This window comes from Terrabacter sp. MAHUQ-38, from assembly GCF_014518425.1.
In the GTDB taxonomy this organism is placed as follows: Bacteria; Actinomycetota; Actinomycetes; order Actinomycetales; family Dermatophilaceae; genus Terrabacter.
Genome location: NZ_JACVCU010000001.1, coordinates 1346721 through 1360332 on the forward strand (window position 1 = coordinate 1346721; position 13612 = coordinate 1360332).

14 protein-coding genes and 1 riboswitch are annotated in these 13612 nt (G+C 73.6%); of the genes, 12 read left to right on the top strand and 2 right to left on the bottom strand.

The genetic code is table 11. The features are described from left to right. Positions 1-30 precede the first annotated feature (30 nt). From H9I49_RS24355 to H9I49_RS06215, 3 genes are all read left to right on the top strand, one after another. Positions 31-1215: a sensor histidine kinase gene (locus H9I49_RS24355; RefSeq protein WP_188029391.1), complete on the top strand. Its 1185-nt coding sequence runs from the start codon at positions 31-33 to the stop codon at positions 1213-1215. A 32-nt stretch (positions 1216-1247) separates the two neighbouring features. Continuing rightward, positions 1248-1901 (top strand): response regulator transcription factor, encoded by a 654-nt coding sequence (locus tag H9I49_RS06210; protein WP_188029647.1) that lies wholly within the window; start codon positions 1248-1250, stop codon positions 1899-1901. A gap of 105 nt (positions 1902-2006) precedes the next feature. Further along, positions 2007-3017 carry a zinc-dependent alcohol dehydrogenase family protein gene (locus H9I49_RS06215; RefSeq protein WP_188029648.1) on the top strand — a complete coding sequence of 337 codons (1011 nt, stop codon included), beginning with the start codon at positions 2007-2009 and terminating at the stop codon, positions 3015-3017. A 33-nt stretch (positions 3018-3050) separates the two neighbouring features. Here H9I49_RS06215 and H9I49_RS06220 read toward each other — a convergent pair whose 3' ends face one another. Beyond that, positions 3051-3503: a DUF4235 domain-containing protein gene (locus H9I49_RS06220; protein WP_188029392.1), complete on the bottom strand. Its 453-nt coding sequence runs from the start codon at positions 3501-3503 to the stop codon at positions 3051-3053. Positions 3504-3566: 63 nt separating this feature from the next. Further along, a riboswitch (TPP riboswitch) is annotated at positions 3567-3684 on the top strand. Positions 3685-3772: 88 nt separating this feature from the next. Between H9I49_RS06220 and H9I49_RS06225 the strand changes: the two genes are divergently transcribed. The 7 genes from H9I49_RS06225 (at position 3773) to H9I49_RS06255 (ending at position 11426) form a co-directional block, all read left to right on the top strand. Continuing rightward, positions 3773-4387, top strand: a complete 615-nt coding sequence (locus H9I49_RS06225) for an ECF transporter S component (protein ID WP_188029393.1) — start codon at positions 3773-3775, stop codon at positions 4385-4387. Positions 4388-4411: 24 nt separating this feature from the next. Continuing rightward, entirely contained in the window at positions 4412-6745 is a 2334-nt protein-coding gene (locus H9I49_RS06230; RefSeq protein WP_188029394.1) for an ATP-binding cassette domain-containing protein, read from the top strand. Positions 6746-6801: 56 nt separating this feature from the next. After that, positions 6802-7335, top strand: coding sequence for a hypothetical protein (locus tag H9I49_RS06235; RefSeq protein WP_188029395.1), 534 nt, complete (start codon positions 6802-6804; stop codon positions 7333-7335). 2 nt (positions 7336-7337) lie between these two features. Beyond that, complete coding sequence (locus H9I49_RS06240) at positions 7338-7934, top strand: histidine phosphatase family protein (protein ID WP_188029396.1); 597 nt, start codon at positions 7338-7340, stop codon at positions 7932-7934. Next, positions 7927-9501 (top strand): polyprenol phosphomannose-dependent alpha 1,6 mannosyltransferase MptB, encoded by a 1575-nt coding sequence (mptB, locus tag H9I49_RS06245; RefSeq protein ID WP_188029397.1) that lies wholly within the window; start codon positions 7927-7929, stop codon positions 9499-9501. The genes H9I49_RS06240 and mptB overlap by 8 nt, the downstream gene beginning before the upstream one ends. Positions 9502-9566: 65 nt before the next feature. After that, on the top strand, positions 9567-10106 hold the full coding sequence (locus H9I49_RS06250) for a hypothetical protein (RefSeq protein ID WP_188029398.1): 540 nt from the start codon (positions 9567-9569) through the stop codon (positions 10104-10106). A gap of 105 nt (positions 10107-10211) precedes the next feature. Further along, positions 10212-11426 carry a pyridoxal phosphate-dependent aminotransferase gene (locus H9I49_RS06255; protein WP_188029399.1) on the top strand — a complete coding sequence of 405 codons (1215 nt, stop codon included), beginning with the start codon at positions 10212-10214 and terminating at the stop codon, positions 11424-11426. 323 nt (positions 11427-11749) lie between these two features. On the opposite strand, the gene H9I49_RS06260 is transcribed toward H9I49_RS06255, so the two are convergent. Then, the gene (locus H9I49_RS06260) at positions 11750-12031 is read right to left on the bottom strand and encodes a hypothetical protein (protein ID WP_188029400.1); all 282 of its coding nucleotides are present in this window, start codon (positions 12029-12031) and stop codon (positions 11750-11752) included. A gap of 15 nt (positions 12032-12046) precedes the next feature. Between H9I49_RS06260 and H9I49_RS06265 the strand changes: the two genes are divergently transcribed. Next, entirely contained in the window at positions 12047-12478 is a 432-nt protein-coding gene (locus H9I49_RS06265) for a DUF732 domain-containing protein (protein ID WP_188029401.1), read from the top strand. A gap of 83 nt (positions 12479-12561) precedes the next feature. After that, positions 12562-13575 carry an LLM class flavin-dependent oxidoreductase gene (locus H9I49_RS06270; RefSeq protein WP_370587449.1) on the top strand — a complete coding sequence of 338 codons (1014 nt, stop codon included), beginning with the start codon at positions 12562-12564 and terminating at the stop codon, positions 13573-13575. Positions 13576-13612: the final 37 nt, after the last annotated feature.

Sequence of the window (13612 nt, forward strand, 5' to 3'; positions counted from 1 at the left end):
CCCGGTCGGCCGCCCTCGTAGGCTCGGCCCGTGAGCGAGGGCAACGTCTACGACTGGCTGCAGCGCCGGCCGCTGCTGCTCGATGTCCCGCTCGCGGTCGGCCTCGCCCTGCTCGGCCTCGTCATCCTCGGCGAGGGCCAGGGGGCCGGCTGGGCCGTCGTCGGTCTCTCCAACCTCGCGCTCGTCTGGCGTCGCTCGCGGCCCGCGACGGCCTTCGCGGCCGTGAGCGTCGCCCTGGCCGTCCGCGTCCTGCCCACGAGCAACCTGCTGCCGGGCGACATCGCCTTCCTCGTCGCCCTCTACTCGCTCGCCGCCTACGACCGGCGCCGCCCGGTTCGCCTCGCCGGGCTCGGCGTCGCGGCCCTCGGCTCCGGCATCGCCGCATTCCACTTCACGGCGGTCGAGGGCTCCTCACCGGGCAGCGGAGCCGTCGTCTTCACCTTCGTCGCGTGCGCCGCCGCGTCGCTCTCGGCGTGGACTCTCGGCGACCTCAAGCGCGCCCGGCTCCAACGTCTCGCCGACCTCCAGGACCGAGCCGACCGGATCGAGCGCGAAAGGGAGCAGGAGCTGCGCCTCGCCGCCCAGCAGGAACGCGCGGCCATCGCGCGCGAGATGCACGACGTCGTCGCACACGCCCTGTCGGTCATCGTCGTGCAGGCCGACGGCGCCGCGTATGCCGCCGAGCGCAGCCCCGAGGGTGCGCTCGCCCGGTCGGTCGGTGCCCTCGAGACCATCGGCTCGACGGCCCGTGACGCCCTGACCGAGACCCGCCGTCTCGTCGGGGTGCTACGTGACCCCGAGTCGGGTGCCGAGCTCGCCCCGACCGGCGGCGTCGACCAGCTCGGCGACCTCGTCGCCGGGGTCAGGGCGGCCGGTGTGCCGGTGTCCCTCACCGTGCGAGGTGCGGAGCGGGGCCGGCCCATGGGGCTCGACCTCGCGGCATACCGCGTCGTCCAGGAGTCGCTGACCAACGTGATCAAGCACGCCGGTCCGGGGGCCAGGGCCGTCGTCGACGTCGAGCAGGGAGCCGGCCTGCTCCGTATCCGCGTCACCGACGACGGTGTCGGTGCGCGCAGCCGCGACGACGGGCACGGCCACGGCCTGCACGGCATGCGAGAGCGTGTCGCCGTGCACGGTGGCACCCTGACAGCGGGACCCGGGGCCGGCGGCGGCTTCGAGGTGCTCGCGACGATGCCGACGGAGGAGCAGCGGTGACCGACCAGCCGGGCCACGTCCCGACCCGGGTGATGATCGTCGACGACCAGGCGCTCGTGCGCGCGGGCTTCCGCATGGTGCTCGACGCCGAGCCCGACATCGACGTCGTCGCCGAGTGCGCCGACGGGCAGGCCGCCCTCGACGCGCTCCCCGGCCGCGACGTCGACGTGGTGCTCATGGACATCCGGATGCCGCGGCTCGACGGCATCGAGGCGACGCGCCGGATCGTCGACCGCGGCGAGACACCGAAGGTCCTCGTCCTGACGACCTTCGACCTCGACGAGTACGTCTACGCGGCGCTGCGTGCAGGCGCAGCGGGGTTCCTGCTCAAGGACGCCGGGCCTTCCGAGCTGCTCACGGCGATCCGCGCGGTGCACACCGGTGACGCGGTCGTGGCGCCGGGCCCGACGCGGCGGCTGCTCGACCGCTTCCTGCCGGTCCTGTCCGCCCCGGCTGGGCCGCGCGGACGGGAGCGGCTCGACGTGCTGACCGAGCGCGAGCGTGAGGTGCTCGAGGCCGTCGGCAAGGGCCTGAACAACACCGAGATCGCCACGGCGTTCTTCGTCGCCGAGGCGACGGTGAAGACCCACATCCGGCGGATCCTCGCCAAGCTGGGACTGCGCGACCGCGTGCAGATGGTCGTGCTCGCGTACGAGACGGGGCTGGTCCGCGTCGGCGACGCCTGAACGCCCGTGCAGGACTTTCGACCCCTTGCCGAGGCGGGACGTCCGGGGTGCAATCGAGGCAGGTCGTGCAACGGCCGACGACCCGAGGGAGGCTCCGTGAGCACGATGCAGGCGTGGGTCGTCGACGAGCCGGGACCGCTCCGCAGGCACCCCCTCGTGCGGGCGGAGCTGCCGATCCCCGAGCCCGGGCCCGGCGAGGTGCTCGTCCGCGTCCGGGCCTGCGGGGTGTGCCGCACCGACCTGCATGTCGCCACTGGCGACCTGCCTCGGCATCGGCACCGGGTCGTGCCCGGCCACGAGGTGGTGGGCGAGGTCGCGCTCCTCGGTGAGGGTGCGCACCGGTTCGTCCCCGGCGACCGGGTCGGCGTCGCCTGGCTGCGGGCCACGTGCGGCTCCTGCCGGTGGTGTCGCTCGGGACGCGAGAACCTCTGCCCCGCCTCGCGTCACACGGGTTGGGACGCCGACGGCGGCTACGCCCCGTGGACGGTCGCGCCGGAGGCGTTCGCGTACCGGTTGCCCGCCTCGTTCGACGACGTCGAGGCGGCGCCGCTGCTGTGCGCCGGCATCATCGGCTACCGGTCGCTGCGCCGCGCGGAGCTGCCGCCGGGAGGCAGGCTGGGCATCTACGGCTTCGGCGCGAGCGCCCACCTGACCGCACAGGTCGCCGTCGCGCAGGGTGCCGAGGTGCACGTCCTGACGCGGGGCGCCGGAGCCCGTGCACTGGCCGAGGAGCTGGGCGCGGCCTCAGTGGGCGGGCCGCATGACGCGCCGCCCTTCCCGCTGGACGCAGCCATCCTCTTCGCGCCCGCCGGTGAGCTCGTGCCCGTCGCCCTCGAGGCCCTCTCCCCCGGTGGCACGCTGGCGCTCGCCGGCATCCACCTCAGCGACGTACCGGTCCTCGACTACCAGCGTCACCTCTTCCGTGAGCGGACCCTGCGCAGCGTCACGAGCAACACGAGGCAGGACGGAGAGGAGTTCCTTCTACTGGCCGAGCGGCTGGGGGTCCGGGTGGCGACGACCCCGGTGGCCCTGGCCGAGGCGGACCGCGCGCTGGAGGACCTCGAGGCGGGTCGCGTGCGCGGCGCCGCCGTGCTGGTGCCGGACGGTCTTCCGTGAGCCGCGCAGCGGCCAGTGAGCAGCCGCGAGGCCCTATCGGGACCCGGTGGCCTTGTCGATGGCCTTCTGCATGGCCTTCTCCGCCTTGTGCTTGCCCTTGGCGAGCTTCTTCGCCGTCTTCTTGTCGGAGGGCTTGACCTGCTCGTCCTCGAGCGCCTTGGGCAGGTGCCCCGTCGAACGGCGGTAGTACGTCGCGGCACCGCGCTCGGCGGCGACGCGCGCGGCAGCCACCGCCATCGACGACAGCGCCGTGAAGAGGACGACGTCCCGCGTCCGCTCGCGCTCGTAGTCACCCTTGACGGGCACGTTGCGGCCGGTGGCCAGCTTCCAGCCCTTCTGCGCCGCGTCGGTGGCGACCTTCGTGGCGAGCAACGTCGTGCCGACGCTGAGGACCTTCCAGACCGGCCCCCCGACGGGGGTGCGCTGCGTGCCGGTGGCCGCGGCCTTCGCCTTTGCCGCTGCCTTCTTCGAGTCCTTGGAGCCCATGCGGTGACTGTACCCACGCGGCGCGGAGTAGAGTCACCCCCGACAACTGAACAGCACCACCACCCATCACGACAGGGGAGCGCGATACGCGCTGAGAGTGCGGCAGCCCGGACGGGCCGAGCCGCAGACCCTCGAACCTGCTCCGGTTAGCACCGGCGAAGGAAGTCGGTAGTTCTCAGGTCACCCGGCGGCACACGTCAGCGACGTGTCCGTCCTGGTGCCCTCCCCCAGGTATCCATCTGCATCCACTGGAACCCGGGAGTCCCAACATGTCCAGCACCATCACCGCGAGCGGGCCACTGACCCGCTGGCGCACCATCGACCTGCTCACCTGCGCCTTCCTCGGGGTCGCCTTCGGCGTCGCCTACTGGGCGTGGGGTCTCGTCTACGCCGCACCGTCGAACGCCGTGTCCGCTGCCTTCCCGCCCCTCGGGGCGCTCTTCAACTGGCCGTGGCTCGTCGCCGGCATCGTCGGCATCCTCATCATCCGCCGACCCGGCGCCGCCGTCTTCACCGAGCTCCTCGCGGCGATCGTGTCGGCCCTCATCGGCACGCAGTGGGGCGTGACGACGCTCGTGTCCGGGCTCGTCCAGGGCCTCGGTGTCGAGCTCGGTTTCGCCGCCTTCGCGTATGCCGTGTACCACTGGGGGCCGCTGCTGCTCGGCGGGTTCCTCGGCGGCGCGTTCGAGGCCGTCTACGAGTGGTACTCCTACTGGACCGACTGGGGCTGGAGCTACAAGATCACCTACCTGTTGCTGCTCGGTGCGTGCGTCGCGGTGCTCGGCTCTGTCGTGGCCGTCGCGCTGACGAAGGGGCTGGCACTCGTCGGCGCACTCAACCCGTTCCCGCCGGGCCAGGAGGTCCGCGAGCGGCGGGCCGTCTGACCCCGGTCACGGCGGGACGTGCCGGTGCGACCACGGGCCGAGGACCTCGACGCGGGGGCGCCGTCAGCGGTGACCCGCGGCGCGGGAGTGTGCGTCGCGGACCTGACGTGGCGACCGTTCGGTCGCGCGCGTCCGGTCCTCGACCGCCTCGACCTGACGATCGAGCCCGGTGAGCGGGTCCTGCTCGCCGGGCCGAGCGGGTCGGGCAAGTCGACCCTGCTCCGTGCCGTGGCGGGCTTGCTGCTGACGGCGGACTCGGGTGACCTGTCCGGCTCGGTCACCGTGGGCGGCCAGGCGCCGCAAGCGGTTCCGGGATCGGTGGGGCTGGTGCTCCAGGACCCGGGCGCGGGCGTCGTGGCGTCGAGCATCGGGCGTGACGTGGCGTTCGGGCTCGAGAACGTCTCCATCCCGGTGGCCGAGATGCCGGCACGTGTGGACGCGGCGCTGCGCGAGGTCGGCCTCACCATGCCCGCCGACTCCGCGCCGGCGACCTTGAGCGGTGGCGAGGCCCAGCGCCTCGCACTCGCCGGGGCGCTCGTCATGGAGCCGTCGGTGCTGCTCCTCGACGAGCCGACCGCCATGCTCGACGCCGGGACGTCGGCGGAGGTGCGGTCGGTGGTGGGCGAGGTCGTCAAGCGGCGCAACCTGACCCTCGTCGTCGTCGAGCACCGCCTCGACGGCTGGCTCGACCTCGTCGACCGGCTCGTCGTGCTCGACGCATCCGGCGCGGTCGTCGCCGACGGGGAACCGGGCCACGTGCTGGCGGAGCACGGGGAACGGCTTGCCGCACAAGGCATCTGGGTGCCGGGCGTGCCGGATCCCGAGCCTCTCGCGGTCGACCTCGAGCCGCTCGCTCAGGCCGCTGCTGGTCGGCTGCCCGACGGCCGGCTCGTCGCCGCCGCCTCCCGCGTCCGGGTCGAGCACCGCAGCCGGCGGCTGGGTGAGCGGTCCCGCACCACGCTCGCCGTCGACGGAGCCGACCTCGACGCGAGAGCCGGCCGCACGGTGGCCCTCGTCGGGCCGAGCGGCGCCGGCAAGTCCTCGCTCATGGCAGCGCTCGGCGGGCTCGTCGAGCCGGCGGGGGGCAGTGTCGATGTCGCCCTGCCCCTGACCCCCGCCGAGGCAGGCGACCGCGCCGCGGCCCGTGACCGGCTCGCGCCGCCGCACGAGTGGTCCTCGCCAGACCTCGCCCGCGTCGTCGCGTGGGTGCCGCAACGCGCCGCCACGGCGATCGTCGGCCGCACGGTGCGCGACGACGTCCTGACCACGCCTCTCGCGCTCGGGCTCGACCCGGAGGCTGCGGGCCGCCGCGTCGACGCCGTCCTGGCCGCCCTCGGCCTCACCCACCTCGCCGGTGCCGACCCGCGCCAGCTGTCGGGCGGCGAGCAGCGCCGGCTCGCCATGGCGTCGGCCGTCGCCCACGGCCCCGCCCTCGTGCTCGCCGACGAGCCGACCGTCGGCCAGGACCGGCTCACCTGGGCCGCGGTGACAGGCGTTCTCGCGGCGGCCCGGCAGGAGGGCGCGGCCGTCGTCGTCACCACGCACGACCCGGGCGTCGTCGCCGACGCGGACCGCGTCCTCACGCTGAAGGCACCCGTCCAGCCCGCGCCCGACCCCGAGCCGGAACGGCGGCCGCTGCTCGCGCGCGTCGGCCCCCTCGCCCTCCTCATCGCGGCCCTCTGCGTGCTGCCGCTCCCGGCGCTGCTCGACACGTGGCGTCAAGGCCTGGCCGTCCTCGGCGTCGAGGTCCTGCTCTGCGTCGTGGGCCTGCTCGCCCCTGGTCGCGGACGTGCACCCGAGGGGAGGGGTCGCGGCGTGCTGGCGCGGCTGGCGCCCGCCGCGCTCGCCCTCGTCGGCGTCGGCTGGTCGGCCTGGCTGCTCGGGGGCCGCGACCTCGAGGTCGCCTCCGGGGCCGCCCTGCGCGTGCTCTGCCTCCTCGTGCCGTCGGCGTTCGTCGTCGGGTTCCTCGACCCCGAGCGACTCGGCGACCACCTCGCGCAGCGGCTTCGCCTGCCGCCCCGCCCCGTCGTCGCCGCCACCGCCGCGCTCCAGCGGGTGCAGGCGTTCGACACGCTGTGGCGCGAGCTCATGACCACCCGACGCGTCCGCGGCGTCCGAGCCGACCGGGGGCCGGTAGAGCGGGGCCGCGAGGCCGTCGTCGTCACCGGTGGGCTGCTCATCGGGGCACTCGGCCAGGCCGCGACGCTCGCGCTCGCGATGGATGCCCGGGGCTTCGCCGAGGCCCGGCGGCGCACGTGGGCGGGCCCGGCGCCGTGGCGGGGCACCGACACGCTGGCTCTCGCTGCCGGGCTGCTCGTCATCGTCGCGGGAGTCGCGGCCCGGCTGCTGCTTCCCTGACGGGCTCGCGGGGCACAATGGGCCCGCGCACACCTCGCGACAGGAAGGGGCCGCTCGTGCCCAACGCAGGCCGACCCGGCCCCACCCACCACGACCCGACTGCCCGTCCCGCCCGCCGGGCACCCCGGTCGCATGCCGTCGCCCTCGGCCTCGTCGCCCTGCTCGGTGCGTGCGGGCAGCCCACCCCCTCGTCACCCGACGAATCGATCGGGCCGACGGTCAGCGTCCCCGTGCAGCCGACGATCACGGCCGAGACGCCGAACGACGATGCGGTCGACCCCTCCGAGACGACCGCCCCCGGCGACGGCGGCCTCTTCGACGCCTCGTCGAGCCTCACTCAGGTCACGTGCGCGCCGACCCGTGAGTCGTGGAGCTTCAGCGGCACGCTCACCAACTCCGACTCGGAGGAGCACACGTTCACGGTCGGTGTCTTCATCGTCAAGCGGTCCGACGGCTCCGACGTCGCCGGCAAGGAGGTCGACGTCAAGCTGGCCGCGGGGGCGACCGCGCCCGTCTCGATCAAGAACTTCCACACCGGGCCCAAGGCCGGGGTCGAGTGCCTGAGCGGCGTCACGGTCAAGGGACTCTGAGCGTGCGGCTCTTCCTCGTGCGCCACGGACAGACCCACGCCAACGTCGCGCGCCAGCTCGACACGGCGGTGCCCGGGCTCGACCTCACCGACGAGGGCCGCGCCCAGGCCCGGGCCCTCGCCGACCGGCTCGGCGGCGAGGACCTCGGCGCCATCTACACCTCCGACCTCGTGCGCACCCAGCAGACAGCGGCGCCGCTCGCCGAGCTGCTCGGCCTCGAGCTCGTCGTCCTGCCCGGCCTGCGCGAGATCCAGGCCGGCGACTGGGAGATGTCCACCGAGTGGCAGCCCTACATCGACGCCGTCATCCGCTGGCGCGACGACCCGCACCACGCGATCCCCGGCGGTGACACCGGGGCCCGCTTCATGCAGCGCTACGACGCCGCGATCGCCCGGATCGCCGCCGACGGCCACGAGTCGGCCGTCGCGGTGAGCCACGGCGCAGCCATGCGCGTCTGGTGCTCCACGTCGCTGGGCCTGTCCGCCGACTTCTTCGACGAGCGGCGCGTCGACAACACGCACGTCGTGACCATGGAGGGCGACCCCGACACCGGTTGGCGCCTGCTCGCCTGGGGAGACGAGCCGGTCACGCATGGCTGAGCCGGGCGCCGACGCCCGCAGGTGGCGCTGGGCCGGCTGCGCCGCCGGCGTCGGGCTCGCGGCCGCCTCATGGGGCGCCGGCGCCCTCCCACGACCCAACACCGGGGTGCTGTGGCCGGGGGTCGCGCTGTGGACGCCCAAGGGTGGGTCGCCCCTGTTGGCAACGCTGTCGCTGCTGGGAATGGCCCTGCTCGTCGTCTCCTGGTGGAGGCTGCGCCGGGCGCCGGTGTCGGTGGGCTGGTGGTGGGCGACCGTCGCACTGTGGTTCGCGCCGCTCGTCGTCGCCATGCCCCTCTACAGCCGAGACCTCTACTCGTATGCCGCCCAGGGCCTGCTCTGGGACCAGGGGCTCAGCCCCTACGACCATGTCGTGCGGGAGCTCGACTCGCCGTGGCGCACCTCGACCGCACCGACCTGGCTCGACAGCCCGACGCCGTACGGCCCGCTCTGGCTGCTGCTCGCCCGAGCGGTGGCCTCGGTGTCGGGCGAGCTGTGGGTGGCGCTCCTGCTCCTGCGTCTGCTCGCCGTCGTCGGGCTCGTCGTCGTCGCGTGGGCCGTCCCCGACATCGCACGCCGCCTCGGCTGGAACCCCGTCGGCGCCACGTGGCTCGGCGTCGCCACCCCGCTCGTCGGGGCGCATCTCGTCGGCGGCGCGCACAACGACGCCCTCATGGTCGCCGCCGTCCTCGGTGGTCTCGCACTCGCGTTGCGCGGCCGGTTCACGGCCGCGTGCGTCGTCGTCGCACTCGGGGCGATGGTCAAGGTGACGGCTGTCGTCGCCCTGCCGTTCGTCGCCGTCCTCTGGGCCCGCCACGTCGCGTCCGGGCGGGCGTCGGCGACGAGCGAGACGGCATACCCGAGCGGTGCCGACGGCGTCGGCGGCTGGCCGGGCGTCATCCGGTCCGGACTGCTCACCCTCGTGGTCGCGGGCGTGCCCATGGCGCTCGGCGGCGTCGTGACGGGGCTCGGGTTCTCGTGGCTGAACCCCAGCGGGACGCCAGGCAGGAACGAGCAGTGGACGTCGCTTCCGACCGCGATCGGGGTCGCGGTCGGCGCCGTGGGGCACCTGCTCGGTCATGACGACTGGCGCGAGACCGGCATCGACGCGTCGCGGGCGGTCGCCCTCGTCGTGATGGCCCTGCTCCTCGTGCTCGTCTGGCTGGCCTCCGTCAAGCCGGGCGACGGCGACGACCGGCGGCGTGCCGTGCGCGGGCTCGCCTGGGCGATGCTCGCCGTCGTCGTGCTCGCCCCCGTCTTCCTGCCGTGGTACCTCCTGTGGATGCTGCCCGTCTTCGCCGTCTCCCTCGGCGACGAGTGGGCGCCGCGGCTCGAACGTCCGCTCGCGGTGGTCGCGACCATGGTGTGCTTCGCAACCCTGCCCGAGGGCTACAGCCTCGGCCTCACGACGACCGTCGTCGGGGTGCCTTTCGCGCTCGTCGTCGCCGTGCTCCTCCTGCGACGCGGTCTGCGCACTGCGCGAGGCCTCGACGGTCGTCACCTGCTCGACCCGGGGCGGCCGCTCTTCACGCGGGTCCGTTCCCCGGTGCCAGACCAGTCGCCGGAGTAGTCACGGATCGGAGACAGTTGCGGCGGGCGCTTCCGGGGCGCGTCGCGGTGTCCCACACTGTCCCGGTGACAGACTCCGGCTTCGCCGACGAGGCCCCCGGGCGACCAGCCCGCGCGCGGTCCCGTGCGGCCGGCCGGGCCGGCGACACCACCGCCCGCCGGTCACGCCGCCCGTCCGCGGCCCTGATCGCCTTCCTCCTGCTCGTCCTGGGGCTCGTCGGCTTCGCAGGCTGGGCCTGGTCGTCACGGCTGCACGCCGACGACCTTGCGGCCTACACGGCGCTCGCCGGCGAGATCGAGGTGCTCGACCGCAGCCTGACCCCGCTCGGGCACAGCGCGATCCCGCCGTGCCGCGACTCCGCCGACGGACGCGTCACCCGCACCTACCCGGCATCGACGGGACCGCAGGCCGCTGAGCTGGTCGGCTACCTCACGCAGAAGGGCTGGACGCGGGGGCCGGCCGCCCCGCCCGCCCTCGCCCACCTCACGAGGACCGAGTCCGAGCACCTGCTGACGATCGACGTCGTGGCGCGGAGCGAGAGCTCCCTCGTCGAGTCGCTCGTCGCGCACAGCCCGGCCAGCGCCTTCGGCTGCCTCGGCCGCTGACCCGGCCACCCGGCATACCGCTCGGCTCGCGAACGTGACCGACGCGACGGCCACATGCTGGGAATGTCGCGGTTTCCGGCTCACGCCGGTGGGACGCTGGACCACATGCGCCGGGTGACCCAGAGCAAGAAGCTGCAGAACGTCTGTTACGAGATCCGCGGCCCGGTGCTCGCCGAGGCCAAGCGGCTCGAGGAGGAGGGGCACCGGATCCTCAAGCTCAACATCGGCAACCCGGCTCCGTTCGGTTTCGAGGCGCCCGAGGACATCCTCGTCGACGTCATCCAGGAGCTGCCTACGGCCCAGGGCTACAGCGACAGCAAGGGCATCCTCCCGGCCCGTCGCGCCATCGCCCAGCACTACGAGGTGCGCGACTTCCCGCGGGTCGACATCGAGGACATCTACCTCGGCAACGGCGTCAGCGAGCTCATCGTCATGGCGATGCAGGGCCTGCTCGACAACGGCGACGAGGTGCTCATCCCCGCCCCGGACTACCCGCTGTGGACCGCCGCCGCGAGCCTCGCCGGCGGCAACCCCGTCCACTACGTCTGCGACGAGAAGGCCGGCTGGGCGCCCGACATCGACGACATCCGCAGCAAGGTCACCGACCGCACCCGCGCCATCGTCGTCATCAACCCCAACAACCCGACCGGCGCCGTCTACCCGCGCGAGGTGCTCGAGGCGATCGCGCAGGTCGCCCGCGAGCACGAGCTGATCATCATGGCCGACGAGATCTACGACAAGATCCTCTACGACGGCGCCACGCACACGTCCGTCGCGGCCCTCGCCCCCGACCTGCTGTGCCTGACCTTCAACGGCCTCTCCAAGGCATACCGCGTGGCCGGTTTCCGCTCCGGCTGGCTCGCCGTCACCGGGCCCAAGGAGCACGCGCGCAACTACCTCGAGGGCCTCGACATCCTCGCCAACATGCGCCTGTGCGCCAACGTGCCCGCACAGCACGCGATCCAGGTGGCGCTCGGCGGCTACCAGTCGATCAACGAGCTGATCCTGCCCGGCGGTCGGCTGCTCGAGCAGCGAAACGTCGCGTGGGAGCTGCTCAACGCGATCCCCGGCGTCTCGGTGACCAAGCCCCAGGGCGCGCTCTACCTCTTCCCGCGCCTGGACCCGAAGGTGCACGACATCCGCGACGACGAGCGGTTCGCCCTCGACCTGCTGCGGGAGCAGAAGATGCTCATCGTGCAGGGCACCGGCTTCAACTGGTCGACGCCCGACCACTTCAGACTGGTCTTCCTGCCCCGTGTCGAGGACCTCGAGGACGCCGTCGGCCGGCTCGAGAAGTTCCTCTCGACGTACTCCCAGTAGCGCGCCGCCGCCACGATCCCGCCACGGCTGGATCGTGGCGGCATTCGTCTGCGATCCACCGCAACCATCCACCCACGGGTGGATCCATGCGGAAGTCAGTAGCCGAAGACGTGGTCATCGACAGCGCGGACCTCACGTGCCTCCGGTTCGCTCAGGACAGCGCGCACGTGCCTCGCGTAGCTGCCCACCTGGCGGAGCTTCGCAGCTGCGCGCTCGAGAAGCTGGCACCGGCGCACACACCGCGACGATCCACCCACGGGTGGATCCTCGCGGCAGACGGGCTCTGCTGGCCACAACCATCCACCCACGGGTGGATCGTCGGGTCAGCGGGAGGTGGCCCACCACTTGAGGAGCAGGCCGAGGACGACCGCCCACGCGGCGGTGACCAGCAGACTGAGCGCCGCGGCCAGCAGGGCGGGCCTGCGACCGCCCGGCTCGCGGCGTCCGAGGCTGAGGCCGGCGAGCGCGAGCCCGAGCAGCTGTGGGAGGAAGACGAACCCGAAGACGACGCCGGCCAACGAGGCCACCAGCGCTCCGCGGGCGAGTGGGGCGGCGGCGGCCAGCCGCGCCGACGCGGCATCGCGGGGACGATCGGGCTCGCTCACGCGTTCAGCGTAACGATGCAGCCGATCTCGTATGCCGCCCGCCGCGCCCGGCGACGCCCGCTCGCCGTCGCCGCGGCTGCCCTCCTCGTCGCCATGTCGCTCGCCGGGTGCGGTGGCGCCGACCCCACGCTCGCCGACCTGCCGTCCGACGTCGCGAGCGCTCGGCCCACGATCTCGGCGGAGGAGGCGCAGTTCGTCCTCGCCGCGGAGAAGCTCGGGGCGAAGGTCACGGGCGCGACCGTCGCCGACGACATCGAGACCGGGACGACGACCTGCTGGGCCCTCGAGAACGGCGGCGTCCAGCTACGCCAGATCGCGGTCGACGACGCTGAGAGGCCGCTCGGCAACACCGGCGACGCGCTGCGCACGAAGCAGCTCATGGCCGCAGGCGTCCAGGCCTTCTGCCCCGACCACGACGACCAGGTGGGCCAGCTCGACCTGCCGTGACGGCAGACGGCATTCGGTCGAGGTGGCCTGTCGGGGCAGGGCGCGGCGGAATACCTCGACCCGCGGGGTCGGTTGGCATCGACGTGACCACCGCCCCGAGAGCCCAGCTGAACATCCTCGACCTCGTGCCCGTCGTCGACGGCGGCAGTGCGACCGACGCCATCGCCTCGACCGTCGACATCGCGAAGCACGCGGAGAAGTGGGGTTACGGCCGCTACTGGATGGCCGAGCACCACAACATGCGCGGCGTCGCGTCGAGCTCGACGGCGGTGCTCATCGGTCACGTCGCCGACCACACCGAGAAGATCCGCGTCGGTGCGGGCGGCATCATGCTGCCGAACCACGCCCCCTACGTCGTGGCCGAGCAGTTCGGCACCCTCGCGACGATCCACCCCGGCCGCATCGACCTCGGTCTGGGGCGCGCACCCGGCACCGACCCGTTCACGACCCGTGCGCTGCGCCGCAACGAGGCGGCGGCGACGAACTTCGCCGGCGAGGTCGAGGAGCTCATCGGCTACCTCGGCGACCCCGACCCCGACGCGAAGGTGCGCGCCATCCCGGGCGAGGGCACGCACGTGCCGGTCTGGATCCTCGGCTCGAGCCACGGCGGCGCCCAGGTCGCGGCCGCGCTCGGGCTGCCCTACTCCTTCGCGTCACACTTCGCGCCCGCCGCGCTGATGAGCGCCCTCGAGGTCTACCGGAGTCGCTTCACCCCGTCGACTCAGCAGGGCGGTCTGGACGCGCCGCGCACGATGGCCGGCGTCAACGTCATGGTCGCCGACACGACGGCCGAGGCGGAGCGCCTCTTCACGAGCGTGCTGCAGCGCTTCCACGGCATCGTCACGGGGCGGCGTACGGCCCTGCCTCGACCGGAGGGTGCCATCGCCGACCTCATGTCGCAGTGGTCGCCGGCTGAGCGCCAGGCCGTCTCCGAGATGACCCGCGTCTCGCTCGTCGGCACACCCGACGAGGTCCGCGAGGGCCTCACCGGGTTCGTCGAGGCGACGGGCGTCGACGAGGTCATCGTCACGTGCGGCGCCCACGACCACGAGGCGCGGCTGCGTTCGTACGAGCTGCTCGCCGACGCGTGGTCCTGACCCGCGACCTGACCCGATCCCCCACCACCGACTCTGG

Excerpts from the sequence above, each read along its gene's own strand:
- H9I49_RS06210 (WP_188029647.1), top strand. The coding sequence starts at position 1,248 with ATGATCGTCGACGACCAGGCGCTCGTGCGCGCGGGCTTCCGCATGGTG.
- H9I49_RS06215 (WP_188029648.1), top strand. The coding sequence starts at position 2,007 with ATGCAGGCGTGGGTCGTCGACGAGCCGGGACCGCTCCGCAGGCACCCC.
- H9I49_RS06220 (WP_188029392.1), bottom strand. The coding sequence starts at position 3,503 with ATGGGCTCCAAGGACTCGAAGAAGGCAGCGGCAAAGGCGAAGGCCGCG.
- H9I49_RS06225 (WP_188029393.1), top strand. The coding sequence starts at position 3,773 with ATGTCCAGCACCATCACCGCGAGCGGGCCACTGACCCGCTGGCGCACC.
- mptB (WP_188029397.1), top strand. The coding sequence starts at position 7,927 with ATGGCTGAGCCGGGCGCCGACGCCCGCAGGTGGCGCTGGGCCGGCTGC.
- H9I49_RS06255 (WP_188029399.1), top strand. The coding sequence starts at position 10,212 with ATGCGCCGGGTGACCCAGAGCAAGAAGCTGCAGAACGTCTGTTACGAG.
- H9I49_RS06265 (WP_188029401.1), top strand. The coding sequence starts at position 12,047 with ATGCAGCCGATCTCGTATGCCGCCCGCCGCGCCCGGCGACGCCCGCTC.